Origin of the sequence: Chamaesiphon minutus PCC 6605 (assembly GCF_000317145.1) — a bacterium.
Taxonomy (GTDB): Bacteria; Cyanobacteriota; Cyanobacteriia; order Cyanobacteriales; family Chamaesiphonaceae; genus Chamaesiphon; species Chamaesiphon minutus.
On sequence record NC_019697.1, the window covers coordinates 5,984,583 to 5,998,017 of the forward strand.

The following is a 13,435-nucleotide window of genomic DNA, read 5'->3' on the forward strand; positions in this document are numbered from 1 at the left end:
GCCTATTGCAACTAGATCGGACTCGATCGCGAAAGCCCTCACTGAGCCAAGCTAGGGTTGGTGAGGGAGTGGATTAGCCGACAGGGGGAGCCGTAGCTGCGGACAAAACTAACGGGAAGTTGTGAACATTGGGTGCGTGCATTCCCTGCAATCCCAAATTAGCGCGGTTAATCAGATCGGCATTGCTACGGATTAATTTGCCATGACTATCGGCAAGCGAATGGTTGAAATTAAAACCATTGATGCCAAACGCCATCGTACTTACGCCCAAAGCGGCGAACCAAATCCCCACTGTCGGCAAGGCGACGAGTAAGAAATGAAAAGCCCGATGGTTGCGACTGGCAAATCCGGGAATTAAGAGCCGACCGAGAAAACCGCTATGTCCGGCTAAGTAGTCATAGGTAGGACGGGATTGCCCGAAATCATAGCCATGCTCGATCGGTTCATCCTCACTAGTCTCCCGAATCAGGGTCGATGTGACTAACGAACCATGTAGAGAACTCAAGAGTGCCCCACCAAATACACCCGCGACTCCCAACATGTGGAAGGGGTGCATCATAATATTATGGTCGCCCTGAAATGCCAGCATAAAGTGGAATGTCCCGGCAATCCCTAACGGCAAACCGTCAGCAAAACTACCTTAACCGATCGGATAAACTAACAGCACCGCAGTTGCTGCCGCTGCTGGAGCCGAAAATGCCACAGCAATCCACGGGCGAGCACCGAGCCGATAGCTCAGTTCCCATAACCGTCCTAAATAGCACCAAATGCCAATCAGGAAATGTAACACGACTAATTGATAAGGGCCGCCATTGTAGAGCCATTCATCGATCGAAGCCGCATCCCAAAGCGGGTAAAAATGTAACCCGATCGCCGCAGAAGTCGGCACGACGGCAGCGGTAATTAAGTTGTTACCAGCAAGTAATGCCCCCTCAATCGGGTCGCGGATGCCCTCCATATCGACTCCTGGGGCAGTAATAAAGGCAATGATAAAACAAGTGGTAGCGGTCAGTATGGTGGGAATCATCAGTACGCCAAACCAACCGATATACAGCCGATTGTCGGTGCTGGTAATCCATTGACGAAACCGCTCCCAAATACCAAAGCTATCCGATCCCAGACGAGTTTGAATTGTAGTACTCATCAGTTCGATCTCCTCAAGTGATGCTACCAAAATGGTAGATCGATAATTTGAGGAACTTGTGAGGAAGTAAGCTCTAAAATTGCTCATGAGAAACTCACAATCGAAGCATATCTTAAAAGACAGATTAATTGTGTTATGCCCTAACTGAGATGGTCGCCAAATCGATCGCAATTCCATCATCTAGTTCACTACTTCCACCCCCGTTGGGGAGTGGGATTTCCGTGGAGCTGAGTCCAATGTTGACGATCGTGCTGAGTATTGTGATGCTACTCGCGATCGCTGCTCGAATTAATATTTATCTTCGCTCGAACATTCCCCACTTGGTTAGATTGAAAATACATCCAAATGTTGGGTGTCAACGCTGTCAATACTTTAGCCGTAATCGCTATCTAAAATGCGCTCTTCATCCATCCACAGTATTGACCAAGCGAGCGATTGATTGTATAGATTATTGCCCAAATAGCCACTCCCTTCCCAGTATCAAAAAATTAGATGTCGTGGATAGTGAATAGTAGGCATTTATGCTAAACATAGCTCACCTTTGGAGGCTCAAACTTATGGAATCGCAAGTACCTCTCCATGGAATAGACTTAATCGATTGTGCCCAAGCAAATGCTAACCAAGGCATTAAATTAGCAGCGCAGCAGTGTGGCTATCGCGACGATCTCACTGCATTCGATCGAGAATTGACAGTCGCCACCGCACAGATCGGGGTAAAAATTAATGGCTTTCAAGATTTGATTAAAACGATCGAACCAGGTCAAGTGCGGGGGATCGAAATTGCGCCGGACTCCGATACAAAAATTTAGGGTTTGCGAGCGAGATTGGCGACGATCGCGAATAACTCAAAGATCTAATTTGCCGAATCTATCCCCAGATCGAAATATGGTAAAAAATATCCGCCGCCGCGATGTAAATAGGATTACGTCTAGGACGGCTTCGCTGCCTGGAATCTAGAGGGAAGTCAGTCAGAAACTGAGCGCGAGTAGTTGGTTGATGTAAAATCAATCCTTCACCGCCTAATGGATGTTTTTCATCGATCGGTTGTCCTTCGATAGAAACAAAAACTTTGCCATCGGGATTGAGACTGGTCGCTGTATAAATTACTTGTGCGATTCGATAAATAACCGAAGTACTCCCCCCACCCGATCGAAATTCCCGCGATAAATCGACATGCACGCCATCCGCTCGAACTTTCAAACTGCGAAGTTTGGTACCTTTAGGAATCGTACTGCTCAAATCTTCACCAGGCTGGGCTGCTAGTAGCTTGTGCATGGCAGTTGTGAGGACTTGCTGGGACGAAGACGAACTATTATTATCGGTATTCGATGGTAGCGACTTGGCAACTAGAGTGAGTTTATTACGACTTGTTCTCAACCAATAAACTTGAGGCTGACTTAGTTGAGTGGTCGATCTCGGCGGTGGATTAGTTGGCGTGTTAGAAGAGGTAGTAACTGGAGTTGATGGTTTTTGACGATCTGGAGAAAGTACCAGATTTCCCGCCCAGAGACTCAATGCGACTACTGTCGTCAACAATAGCGATAGTTTGACAGCATGTTTGTGATTCACAGTTATTTTCATAAAATCTCGCTACTAGTAAGGATACGCAGAAGGTAGCAACTTGGGTTGAATATTCAACTAACGATAAATAGCGTTATCGATCCTACAGCGGAAAAATTCACCTTCAGATTCAAAGCGTTCGCTATCGAAGAACCAACCCAATCGCAACTGAGTCGGAATCGTGTAATCGCCAAATGTCCCATTTGCTTCTACCACACCGCCAAAATCTACATATTGGTGTTCGCGACCTTCAGGATTGCTCCACAGCAGAAACTTCACCCGTTTTAATCCCCCAAATCGATCTACTCCCAGGACTAGTTCTGCCTGTTCGCCGAGTGCGGTAAAATTGGCCCGCACATGCTCTGTATCCATTTCCGTCCAAGCAAGATCGGGATTACACAGCACCGAGGGCAACCATACCGATTCGCCCTGCATTCGTCCCTTACCCGATCGAGTAACACCAGCCCCAGACGCTTCCATGACGGTAAATAGCCCCAGCATTTTTCTTTGGACTTCACTCATGCCATCTACTACACTGTCTGCTCCCCAAATCGGTAAACCTTGCATCCAAGTTGTCGCCCACCACATCATCCCCCGATTCCAGCAAATTACTTCCTCACCTGTAAAGTGATACCATTTTTGACCGAGTTTGATTTCGCCGTGCATCCACAATCTGACGGCGGAGGCGAGTTTGGCACCAGGAACGATTGCGTGGTTGAGATAAAGTTGCGCTGCTGTGGGCAGATGTGCGATCGATTCGGGATTAAAAATTCGTTCGCTAATGGCAGTCGATTCCCATAATTCGTCGATCGAAATCTCTTTGGTTTTGGTGATAGTTGTAGTTGCAGTCATAGCAATCTCCATTCGGTAACATTGGATCTAGATGAAGAGTTAATTACAGCGGATTGTAGTTCTCTAGTCGGCAATCGATCCGATTGGCTGACATCCTCAGACTAAGATAAGTTTGTGGGGAACTCGTGAAGAAATCGATCTGTGAGTTTATGATAAAGTTGCCATTAAATCTAGACAGCTATTTGGGGTTTTGCTCTCCCAAATTGCCAGAGTAAGATAACACCCAATCCAAAGAGATTGACGAGGAAAACTACCAACCCACCAAAAAAGGGAATTAATGCCAGCACTGTCAATATTGCCAAACCTACTAAGAACTGCTGGGAAACTGACATCTGACGATCGCGATAAAAACTTTGACCGACAAATAGAGCCACTCCTAGCGAACCGACTAACGACGCAATAATTACAGTCAAACTGAGCAGGGGAATCAGAGGAATTCCAATTAGGGTAATCGCCAAACATACGCTGATAAATACAATCGATACGATCGCGCCGAATCCCCACACAGCCGTTAAACCAGGATCGTGACGCAATTTTGCTGCCAAATCTGGTAAAAACTGCGGGCTAGTTTGTAAGATAATCAGTCCGAGGATCGCGGCAACTACAGCAGAACTGATTCTAAACATCGCATTGAAGAAATACCAGGGGAAGAAGCTGTGTCGCCCGTATGAGCCAGACATCATGCCATGTCGGTCGTTGAATGTTCCTCTCTGGCCCCCGATCGTTGCCCCTGGTTCCTGGACGATTTTGCCACCGATCGAGTAAGCATCGCCATCTACTCGCGCTCCCGATTTGAGGATGACATCTCTACCCACGGCAATTGCCGTGTCTACAACTCTGGCATTAGGTAATACTGTTACACTGCCACCAAAAGCATGGGCGTTTTCGATAACTTGGTTCGCTGGTACGGTGACGTTGCCGCCAAAGCGAATTAGATTGGTATTGTTAAGATTAATATCTGTCTGCGCCAGCGCATTGCCCGCAAAGATTAAGCAAATGGTGGCGATAAAAGCCAGTATTAATTGTGGCAATTTCATGAATTTTAGCCTCTTGTTAACTTCCGCGAGATCTTATCGACTGACTTGGTAAAAATAAGTCAACACACCCTGCCTGAATGACAAAACATCCATTAGTTCTCAGGCTAGTTCACAAAAATGAGGAACTCGTGAGGAAAGTTCGAGCTGTTTAAATAGTTCAAATTTGGCACTGAGGCTAACAAATATCCAGTTGTAAATCCTCACAAGTTTCTCACAAAGTATTACTAACCTAATAGTTGAGTATCTTGGTTGCTGTTTATAGCTCGATGATAAAGCTACGCTAATAATAGATATAGAAACAGCTATGATTTGCACATCAATCCTCAAAGAGCAAATACCAACAGTAGCTAAGTGAAAATTAGTTTCAAGTCAGTAATATTGGAGAATGTTAATATGGCAATTATTCAATGGCGGCCTTTTCGCGACATTACTCACTGGGAATCTTTACCCACGATCGATACCCTCCAAGCAGAGATGAATCGCTTGTTCCAGCAACTATCGCCCAGCGGTAATGGGGATGGTGAGCTAATGGCATTTATACCTTCAGCAGAGCTGGAAGATACCCCAGAGGCAATCCATCTCAAACTCGAAATTCCTGGATTAGAAGCCAAAGACCTCGATATTCAAGTCACCGATCGATCCGTATCCATCAGCGGCGAACGCAAGTCCGAAACCAAAACTGAGGAAAAAGGTGCGGTTCGTTCTGAGTTTCGTTATGGCAAGTTTGAGCGCATCATTCCTTTACCCGTACAGGTCAAAACTGATGCGGCTCACGCTGAATATAAAAATGGAATTTTGACGCTCGATCTCCCCAAATCAGCGGAAGACAAGAAAAAAGTCGTCAAGGTCGAAGTTAAGTAGCTCAAAGCTTGCTGTCTTTAACAGCAATCCTTTTGTTAATCCCCAACCGTTATGAGGATCTCATCGATCGTATTTCAAGCGCGATTGGTGAGATTTTAATTAATATCAAAATCAAAGAACAAATGTGATGAGGTAATGCCAAGGGTTCGTATTGAGTATGATTAGAATTTAGTAGATAACGTCAGTTCGGGATAAGAAAGGAAGGAGGCATTAAGCTACAAGGTACAACTATCAACGCTCTAGCACCTCCTCCTATGAATAGTTTAGACGCATTATTCTCGGATATTGATGATTTCTGCCAAAAATTTGAACCACGGTGGCATTCACACCTTATCGCCGGAGATCGCCAAACCCGTCGCCGTGCTCAAAGCCTGTGTCTGAGCGAAATCATGACAATTCTGGTGACATTTCATCAGCACCATTATCGGAACTTCAAGCATTATTACCTTGACCACGTAAGTGTTTACTAGTCGGGTGCATTCCCCGGATTGCCCATAGCTGGGCAATCCGGGGAATGGATTTCTCAAACGCTATTGCCGTTGTGTGTCTATCTCAAGCAGTGTTTTGGGGCTTGTACCGGAATTAGTTGTCTTGTTGCGCTTTTTACGTCGGGGAACCCCATCTGTGACAAGTTAAGGTTTTCGATCGAATGTCAACACCCATATATAGCGTGGCTGTTGGTTCGGTCTCACTATATATCAAAAAACTCGATTGATAGTGCTAATGTATTCGATCTCTGAATATCTGATGTAACGGTCGATCGAAGGATCGCCAAACGTGCTTGACAATTGCGATCGCGCCTTAACTTGTCACGAATGGGGGAACCCGACGAGCGCGCACCGCTTCATTGATTCTACTTGTCTAAAAGTCTGCCACAATCGCCGGATATCTGGACTTGACACTCCCCCATGCTTATTAGAGTCGATGCCTAGATTACTCCAGGACACCTCTCCTTCAGAACCGTGCGTGCGACGTTAACCGCACACGGCTCCTGGTTTGACACCTATTAAGTCGGGTCTAACCCGCTGTTCGGACTCTCACCTGACTATGAATAGCCTGATGCTGGTGACATTCTCGATGTAGAGCTTCCAAATTATTTGACTTCCAATTTGTATGGTTGCCGTCAATGTGGTGTAGCTCCGCAACGTAACAAGACTTTGCCCCACCATCCATCCATAGGCGAATAGCCTTATTGCGGATGAACTGAACAGTCCTAATCGCCTCATCAACTGCGCTGAACTGGTTGGATTTACCGGATGCTTTATACTCACATACGAGCATTGAGGATGTTGTACTAACCGTGTTTATGATGGTCGTTTTATCATAAGATGAGTAGTTTGAAAATATTAGTACTATTCCTAAGCGCATCCTGCGGCTAAAGCTATTGAGATTGGAACTGATGGTTTCGATCTACTTGACGGCAGCAGCAATGAATTTAGAGCGGATTTATGCTTGGCTTGAAGAGATTCCTCTAGCTCAAACTCGCCGTTCTCATTTTGAAAAAATGGCATATCGAAAGCGCGCGACCTGCTCCAGCGTTTCGCAATCGCCAGCCCACTCGTTGGCGGAGCCTACCGGAGGTAATCGATTTTTGAATTCGCCAACAGTATCCGTTTCCTGATAAGTTGCCGATCCACCTGTCGATCGAATATCACGTTCTACTTGCGCTCCTAAGGCTGCGCGCCGACCGCAGAAGTAGACATTAGCACCCTGTTTGGCAAAGGCTTCGGCGGTGGCTTTACCAATCCCAGAGGTGGCTCCGGTAATTAAGACAACTTTGCCAGCAAAGTTACCCGACGAGGTATTTGCGATGGCAACTTCAGAATTTGGGGTGGGTTTGGCGGTGGATTTTGGCGCAATGGCAACTGCGGCGGTAAGTCCAGCGGCACCAGTAGCGAGCAGATGGCGACGGGTAAAAGGCATGGCGATAATTTTCTAGAAAATATTGGTTAACCTGAGTTCTGGAGAAGAGTTGCGTGGAGACTGGAAATCGGGGCGGTACTGGAACGAAGCTAATCTTCTTAACCTGCCAGTATTAATTAGAGTGTGGATCGCAGCCGATCGACGATCGAAGCAAGCGTTTTCTCCATTACATCCGGACGATCGTAGAAATCAAATTGTTGATAATCATTCATCCACACTATTTTTTTATTAGTAGTAGGTATCGTTGCAAAAAATTGTTTGGCTCCAGCAGGAATTGCCCCTTTTTCACTATGAATAAATAGTGTCGGAATCTTGACTCGATCGGCTTTATCCATCGGATTAAAGGTCAGCCATTCCGCCCAAGTTGCGACGGCAAAGCGATTGTTCCACTGCGGAATTGCGCCGCGTTGGGGATTTTGGTAATAGTCGATATCGCCGAACATCACTGCGGTTTTATCGGTTTTGCTAGTAGCTAAAAGGTAATCTCCTTTGCCCGTTTTCGCAAAACTTGCAGCGGCTTTACGTCCGGTTTGAATCATCTGCTGGACTTTAGCCTTACCGCCATAAACTTGATTAACGATCGCGGGATTGTGCAGCCACAGCGCGACGGTTATTAAAGATTTGAGTCGATCGTCTTCAGCAGCTACGGTAGTCATGTATCCAGCACCAGCACAGATCCCCAATCCAGCAATCCGATTTTTATCTACGGCATCGACAGTTTGTAGAAAAGAAATCGCATTTTTAATGTCTTGAATTTTGACAGTCGGCGATTCACAACTACGTAATTTACCACCACTTTCACCAAAGGAGCGGGAATCGAATGCTAAAGCAGCATAGCCGCGTTCTGCCAGCTTTTGGGCGTATTTCCCTGCCATTTGCTCTTTTACTGTCGTCCACGAGCCAGAGACGATCACAGTTGGTAGTTTGTCGCCAGTTTTGTAGTTAGTGGGGAGATAAAGATTGCCGACTAATTTTTCGCCCGCACTTTGAAATGTAACGCGATTGATGCCTGGTTTGAAGGTTTGGCGATTGCTAGCGATCTTCTGTTGTGGGCTAGAAACCGTTTGAGCGAAAACGTTCGTTACAGCGGCAGTGCTACCAAACATTACGAGCGACATTGCTAATAGACGAGAACTTAATTTCACGATCGCTGCTCCTGAATTGACTTTGATACCCTTACTTTACGAGTTCGGATAGCGGCAGCGATATTAAATTCTTGCGCGGATTTATCAAAATCTTGCTCGACTTCAAATTTGTGCTCGCCATTGTTCGGACATATTATCGAGTGCAGCACAAAAAACCAATCGGTGATTTAGACTCAATCGAGTTTTCATGCTTTAAAGCACTTATCCCAGATATTCAGGGAGACTAAAATTAACTGATGTAGTAATTGCGGGTACCCTTAGCATCGATCGCTTCCCCAATCCGATCGCGTCCACGAACATATTCCCCAGTAAGCATCGAAATAACGATCGACTAAATCCGATCGAGAGAAACTTTAAACGCGATCGAGCTTAATACTCGATCGATTTTGGTTCGTGCTTTGGACGATCGAGCAAAACATTTTTATGAAAATAATGGTTTTGTGGCAATTCTCGAACGACCATTGACGCTATTTTTGCCTGTTGCTACTGCGGTTGCCGCGATCCAATCTCAGGAACTATAGTAAATGCTCGGACGATCGGCAAGAATGAATATGTTGCCAGAAATAAATACTCCAAAACATTCCTCTACTCAAGCGATCGGGAGTTAAAGTAGGAGCCGCTGGCATCCCGTTGAGATCCCATGGGCTTGGTGAGAAATATTGTTATGCCCAGCAGATCGACATATTGCGCTCGCTTTTTTAGCTACTAACTTGGACTTGTTCATCGACAACTCTAGCAGAAAAAGTCTGTAACTTTACCTTGGCATCATCTAAACATTCGCCTGTCAACAAACTAAAATTTTGCTTGTATATCGGCGATGCAACTTTAGGAATACCATTACGATCGCCGACAATTCCTCTAGATAAAACGTAGGCTTTGCTAAACGGATCGTAATTCTCGATCGCGTAAATATCTTCCCCTTCACCGACTCTAAATACAGCAACTTGTTGGCCATCTATTAAAGCACAAACGCCTGTATTTGGTAAAATTCGGTCTAGTGGGCAGATAGTTGTCCACTGTTGAGTTGTTGGCTGAATTGATTCTATTTGTGACATTAAAAAAGTTGGAATTTATAAAAGGAATTTGGATTACCAGATTTCACTCATATTTAATGTGAAACCGGACAAGCCTCAAATCGGGATTGTCAATACACAGGAGATCGAATTGTTCTGGGGTGACAGTGAGAGTGGTATTGGTGACGTCGAGCAGTAACTGTTGACTCTGCGTGGGGGCGGTAGCTATCGTCATAAATTCTCTGAGGAATTACGGCCTATGGCTATTTTAACTGTCGATCGAAAGTAATTGTCGTTCGTGTTCGTAAACGGGGCGTTTTTGGCCGCGTTCTTCGACTTGAACGATATTCGGATCGGGTGCGTCGCTGTTGACGAAGTGTTGGAAGCGTTGGAGCTTGACGGGATCTTTGAGAGTGACATCCCACTCGCAGGCGTATGTAGAAACTTGATGTGCCATTTCTGCTTCGAGTTCGGCGGCGATGCCGAGGGAATCATTGATAATCACATTTTGCAGATATTCCATGCCGCCTTCGAGTTTATTAAACCATGTGGCCGTGCGTTCTAAGCGGTTGGCGGTACGGATATAGAACATCAAGAACCTATCGATATAGCGAATCAGGGTTTCTTTATCCAAGTCGGCGGCTAATAGCTGCGCGTGTTGGGGTTTCATCCCACCGTTACCACATACGTACAGGTTCCAACCTTTTTCGGTGGCGATAATTCCAAAATCCTTGCTTTGGGCTTCCGCGCATTCGCGGGTGCAGCCAGAGACCGCAGATTTGAGCTTGTGAGGTGCCCGCAGACCGCGATAGCGTAATTCTACCTCGATCGACAGTCCGACGGAATCTTGGACGCCAAACCGACACCAGGTGCTACCGACGCACGATTTAACCGTTCGCAAAGCTTTACCGTAGGCGTGCCCAGATTCAAAGCCAGCCGCTACCAGCCGCTGCCAAATGTGTGGGAGTTGGTCTACCCGCGCGCCAAGTAAATCGATGCGTTGTGCGCCCGTGATCTTAGTGTAGAGGCCAAATTCTTTGGCAACTTCGCCCAAGACGATCAGTTTGTCGGGGGTGATTTCGCCGCCAGGAATACGGGGGATGACGGAATAGGTGCCATCGCGCTGAATATTGGCGAGGAAGGCATCGTTTGTATCTTGCAAGCCGACGTGGGGTGCGTCGAGAATTTGGTCGTTCCAAGCGGAGGCGAGGAGCGAAGCGACGGCTGGTTTGCAAATTTCGCAGCCGCGTCCGGTACCATAGCGATCGAGTAAGGCTTGAAAAGTATGGATATTTTGCGATCGAACTAGGCTATATAATTCCTGACGGGAAAAGGCGAAGTGTTCGCACAGGTTGTTATTGACGGCAATTCCGGCTTTTTTGAGTTCGGATTTGAGTAAGTCGGTAACTAACGGAACGCAACCACCGCAACCAGTTCCGGCGTTGGTACACGATTTGACACTACCGATATCGCGCAGTTCCTGCTCCTGAATCGCGGTGCAGATTTGGCCTTTGGTGACGTTATTACACGAGCAAATTTGGGCGGTATCGGGGAATTGGTCTACGCCCATGGCCGTGCTGGCACCACTGCGCGGCGGTAAAATCAGATCTTCTGGATGTGGCGGGAGTGCCATCTGATTTTGCATCAGTTGCAGCAAGGTACCATAAGGAGCAGCATCGCCGACTAGAATCCCGCCGAGTAAACGGGTACCATCTTCATTAACTACCAGTTTTTTGTAAGTACCTGCGATCGCATCATCGATTTTAATTACTTTCGAGCCAGCCGTCTTGCCAAATGCGTCGCCAAAGCTAGCGACATCGATGCCTAATAGCTTCAATTTGGTGGACATGTCTGCGCCCGTGAAATTATTAGCATCGCTGCCACAAAGCCTGTCTGCGGCCACTTCCGCCATCCGATAACCGGGAGCGACGAGGCCAAAAATTTGATTGTTGTAGAGCGCGCATTCACCGATCGCATAGACATCTGGATCGGATGTCTGACAATTATCGTCGATAACAATCCCGCCGCGATCGCCGATTTTTAATTCACTCTGACGTGCTAACTCATCCTGGGGACGAATCCCCGCCGAGAACACGATTAGATCTGTCTCTAACTCGGTACCATCGGCAAATAACATCTTGCAGACACGTCCATTTTCGTCGGCGACAATCTCCGTCGTCGATTTGCCAGTATGAATGCCGATACCTAAATCTTCAATCTTCTGGCGCAATACTGCACCGCCAGATTCGTCTACCTGTACGGGCATCAGACGCGGCATGAATTCGACTACATGGGTTTTTAGTCCCAAATTTTGGAGCGCATTGGCACATTCCAAACCTAGTAAACCACCACCGACAACTACGCCTACTTTGCAATTTTTGGCATACGCTTCAGTCGCCTCCAAATCGCAAATCGTCCGATATACAAAAGTACCTAGTAAATCGTTACCTTTAATCGGCGGTACGAATGGATAGGAACCAGTCGCCAGCACGAGCTTATCGTAACTAATCGTCAACCCTTTTGCAGAAGTGACAGTCTTATTGGCTCGATCGATACTAATTGCCTTATCGCCAACGTGTACCTCGATCTGATTATCCTGGTAAAAATCTGGCTCGACCAGCGATAAATCTTCGGCTGTCTTACCTGCAAAATAACCGCTGAGATTAACCCTGTCGTAAGCTACCCGTGGCTCTTCGCAAAAGCAGATTAGCTCCCAATCCGCACCTTTTGCTGCCATCTGTTCCAAGAACCGATGACCGACCATTCCATTGCCGATCGTTACTAACCGTTTTGCCATGAGAATGCTACCTTACCTAGAATAATCCTGAGTCTATATAAGGCTAGGTAGATTAGCTAATTTAATTTGTATCGAGACATACAAAATCCTCCCAATTATTCACTAATTGCATGGGGATCGTGTGGATAGGGGATAGGGGTTGGATCGGTGGATGCTTTTGCTGAAGCTTTAGCGAAGTCGTTCAGCTTCGCTAAAGCTTCAGGGTAGATTGGTAATAATAGGTAATAGGTAATGGGTGAACTGGAAGCAGTCTATTTCCAATCCACAATCCAAAATCCCATGGCTACTTTTCCCAAGCAGGATGAGATAGTAACGAAGAAATCGCCCGCACGCCTCGCAATTGATTAGATAGCGGTAAATGACCTTTAGGCGCGGTCAAATCCCAAGTAAACGAACCTGGGTAGCGAGTCCAGTTATTACCCTCTTTCCAACCGATTTTCGGCCACAGTTTATCCCAATTTTTGGACATACCCAGCCACATTTCGCGCTGAACCGAGAATCCAAATTTACCTTCAGAGTGAATCAGCCACAAGGCATCGATCGTATGTAGGTCGATCGTTGGTAACTGTTCGACTTCGGTAAAATAGATCCACTTGCGTTGGACGGCATCCTTACCTGCAAGTTCGCACAACTTCTCGTTGGTAAGCTTATCTGCGGCTTGAAAGTTGCGTTGGGCGAGTAATTGCTGAAGCTGCGTATAATCGATGCCTACACTCGATGCTAAGGGCACGACGCCTGTAGGAAACTCACGATCGAGAAAATCTTTGGCGGTGGGCAGCTCGCTCTGATATAAAGCTTGATACACTGCTCCGCCGACGATTGTCGGCTCTGTACTCCGTTGTTGTTGGAGCCACTCGCTTAAAAATTCAATGCCTGCTAACCCTGTAGCAACAAGCTGGGGGAGGATTTGCAACTGATTTTTAGGGATATTAGTTGTAAATTTTTCCTGTAACTCGGCGATATCTGAAGGTATCGATGGTGAGGTAGTACTGGAATCGGGCATGAGTGAAGATCGGCTAAGAAGTGGAGAGTCCGATCGATATTTTACCAAATATAGTCTGACTTGTTCTTTGTGGTGAAGTTGAGAGTGGGGAGTGGGGAGT

General features: G+C 46.5%; 12 protein-coding genes and 3 pseudogenes. 4 read left to right on the forward strand and 11 right to left on the reverse strand.

Annotation, left to right across the window (positions count from 1 at the left end; all coding sequences use genetic code 11):
* Nucleotides 1-73: 73 nt before the first annotated feature.
* Nucleotides 74-1,144 (reverse strand): annotated as a pseudogene (locus CHA6605_RS27380) (photosynthetic reaction center family protein).
* A gap of 557 nt (nt 1,145-1,701) precedes the next feature.
* On the opposite strand from CHA6605_RS27380, the gene CHA6605_RS27390 reads away from it, so the two are divergent.
* A complete protein-coding gene (locus CHA6605_RS27390) occupies nt 1,702-1,953 on the forward strand; it encodes a hypothetical protein (protein WP_015162608.1) in 252 nt (83 codons plus the stop codon).
* Nucleotides 1,954-2,011: 58 nt separating this feature from the next.
* Here CHA6605_RS27390 and CHA6605_RS27395 read toward each other — a convergent pair whose 3' ends face one another.
* From CHA6605_RS27395 to CHA6605_RS27405, 3 genes are all read right to left on the reverse strand, one after another.
* On the reverse strand, nt 2,012-2,725 hold the full coding sequence (locus tag CHA6605_RS27395; protein WP_015162609.1) for a GerMN domain-containing protein: 714 nt from the start codon (nt 2,723-2,725) through the stop codon (nt 2,012-2,014).
* 57 nt (nt 2,726-2,782) lie between these two features.
* On the reverse strand, nt 2,783-3,556 hold the full coding sequence (locus tag CHA6605_RS27400) for a DUF6544 family protein (RefSeq protein WP_015162610.1): 774 nt from the start codon (nt 3,554-3,556) through the stop codon (nt 2,783-2,785).
* Nucleotides 3,557-3,726: 170 nt separating this feature from the next.
* The gene (locus tag CHA6605_RS27405; RefSeq protein ID WP_015162611.1) at nt 3,727-4,593 is read right to left on the reverse strand and encodes a DUF8173 domain-containing protein; all 867 of its coding nucleotides are present in this window, start codon (nt 4,591-4,593) and stop codon (nt 3,727-3,729) included.
* A gap of 393 nt (nt 4,594-4,986) precedes the next feature.
* Here CHA6605_RS27405 and CHA6605_RS27410 point away from each other — a divergent pair, with 393 nt between their 5' ends.
* Both CHA6605_RS27410 and CHA6605_RS37495 read left to right on the forward strand, forming a co-directional pair.
* Nucleotides 4,987-5,454, forward strand: a complete 468-nt coding sequence (locus tag CHA6605_RS27410; protein WP_015162612.1) for an Hsp20/alpha crystallin family protein — start codon at nt 4,987-4,989, stop codon at nt 5,452-5,454.
* A gap of 254 nt (nt 5,455-5,708) precedes the next feature.
* Nucleotides 5,709-6,053 (forward strand): annotated as a pseudogene (locus tag CHA6605_RS37495) (IS982 family transposase); the annotation flags it as partial.
* A gap of 568 nt (nt 6,054-6,621) precedes the next feature.
* Here CHA6605_RS37495 and CHA6605_RS37425 read toward each other — a convergent pair.
* From CHA6605_RS37425 to CHA6605_RS27425, 3 genes and pseudogenes are all read right to left on the reverse strand, one after another.
* Nucleotides 6,622-6,735 (reverse strand): annotated as a pseudogene (locus CHA6605_RS37425) (transposase); the annotation flags it as partial.
* Between the two features lie 210 nt (nt 6,736-6,945).
* On the reverse strand, nt 6,946-7,377 hold the full coding sequence (locus tag CHA6605_RS27420) for an SDR family NAD(P)-dependent oxidoreductase (protein WP_015162614.1): 432 nt from the start codon (nt 7,375-7,377) through the stop codon (nt 6,946-6,948).
* Between the two features lie 116 nt (nt 7,378-7,493).
* Entirely contained in the window at nt 7,494-8,522 is a 1,029-nt protein-coding gene (locus CHA6605_RS27425; RefSeq protein ID WP_015162615.1) for an alpha/beta hydrolase, read from the reverse strand.
* A gap of 386 nt (nt 8,523-8,908) precedes the next feature.
* On the opposite strand from CHA6605_RS27425, the gene CHA6605_RS36370 reads away from it, so the two are divergent.
* On the forward strand, nt 8,909-9,043 hold the full coding sequence (locus CHA6605_RS36370) for a hypothetical protein (RefSeq protein WP_269744547.1): 135 nt from the start codon (nt 8,909-8,911) through the stop codon (nt 9,041-9,043).
* A gap of 177 nt (nt 9,044-9,220) precedes the next feature.
* Here the strand turns inward: CHA6605_RS36370 and nirD are convergent, their stop codons facing one another.
* From nirD to CHA6605_RS27440, 4 genes are all read right to left on the reverse strand, one after another.
* A complete protein-coding gene (gene nirD / locus CHA6605_RS27430) occupies nt 9,221-9,577 on the reverse strand; it encodes a nitrite reductase small subunit NirD (protein WP_015162616.1) in 357 nt (118 codons plus the stop codon).
* Nucleotides 9,578-9,620: 43 nt separating this feature from the next.
* Nucleotides 9,621-9,770 (reverse strand): hypothetical protein, encoded by a 150-nt coding sequence (locus CHA6605_RS34665; protein ID WP_015162617.1) that lies wholly within the window; start codon nt 9,768-9,770, stop codon nt 9,621-9,623.
* 33 nt (nt 9,771-9,803) lie between these two features.
* Nucleotides 9,804-12,332 (reverse strand): nitrite reductase large subunit NirB, encoded by a 2,529-nt coding sequence (nirB, locus tag CHA6605_RS27435; RefSeq protein ID WP_015162618.1) that lies wholly within the window; start codon nt 12,330-12,332, stop codon nt 9,804-9,806.
* A gap of 283 nt (nt 12,333-12,615) precedes the next feature.
* Nucleotides 12,616-13,335 (reverse strand): GUN4 domain-containing protein, encoded by a 720-nt coding sequence (locus CHA6605_RS27440; protein WP_015162619.1) that lies wholly within the window; start codon nt 13,333-13,335, stop codon nt 12,616-12,618.
* Nucleotides 13,336-13,435 lie beyond the last annotated feature (100 nt).

Excerpts from the sequence above, each read along its gene's own strand:
- CHA6605_RS27390 (WP_015162608.1), top strand. The coding sequence starts at position 1,702 with ATGGAATCGCAAGTACCTCTCCATGGAATAGACTTAATCGATTGTGCC.
- CHA6605_RS27395 (WP_015162609.1), bottom strand. The coding sequence starts at position 2,725 with ATGAAAATAACTGTGAATCACAAACATGCTGTCAAACTATCGCTATTG.
- CHA6605_RS27400 (WP_015162610.1), bottom strand. The coding sequence starts at position 3,556 with ATGACTGCAACTACAACTATCACCAAAACCAAAGAGATTTCGATCGAC.
- CHA6605_RS27405 (WP_015162611.1), bottom strand. The coding sequence starts at position 4,593 with ATGAAATTGCCACAATTAATACTGGCTTTTATCGCCACCATTTGCTTA.
- CHA6605_RS27410 (WP_015162612.1), top strand. The coding sequence starts at position 4,987 with ATGGCAATTATTCAATGGCGGCCTTTTCGCGACATTACTCACTGGGAA.
- CHA6605_RS27420 (WP_015162614.1), bottom strand. The coding sequence starts at position 7,377 with ATGCCTTTTACCCGTCGCCATCTGCTCGCTACTGGTGCCGCTGGACTT.
- nirD (WP_015162616.1), bottom strand. The coding sequence starts at position 9,577 with ATGTCACAAATAGAATCAATTCAGCCAACAACTCAACAGTGGACAACT.
- CHA6605_RS34665 (WP_015162617.1), bottom strand. The coding sequence starts at position 9,770 with ATGACGATAGCTACCGCCCCCACGCAGAGTCAACAGTTACTGCTCGAC.
- nirB (WP_015162618.1), bottom strand. The coding sequence starts at position 12,332 with ATGGCAAAACGGTTAGTAACGATCGGCAATGGAATGGTCGGTCATCGG.
- CHA6605_RS27440 (WP_015162619.1), bottom strand. The coding sequence starts at position 13,335 with ATGCCCGATTCCAGTACTACCTCACCATCGATACCTTCAGATATCGCC.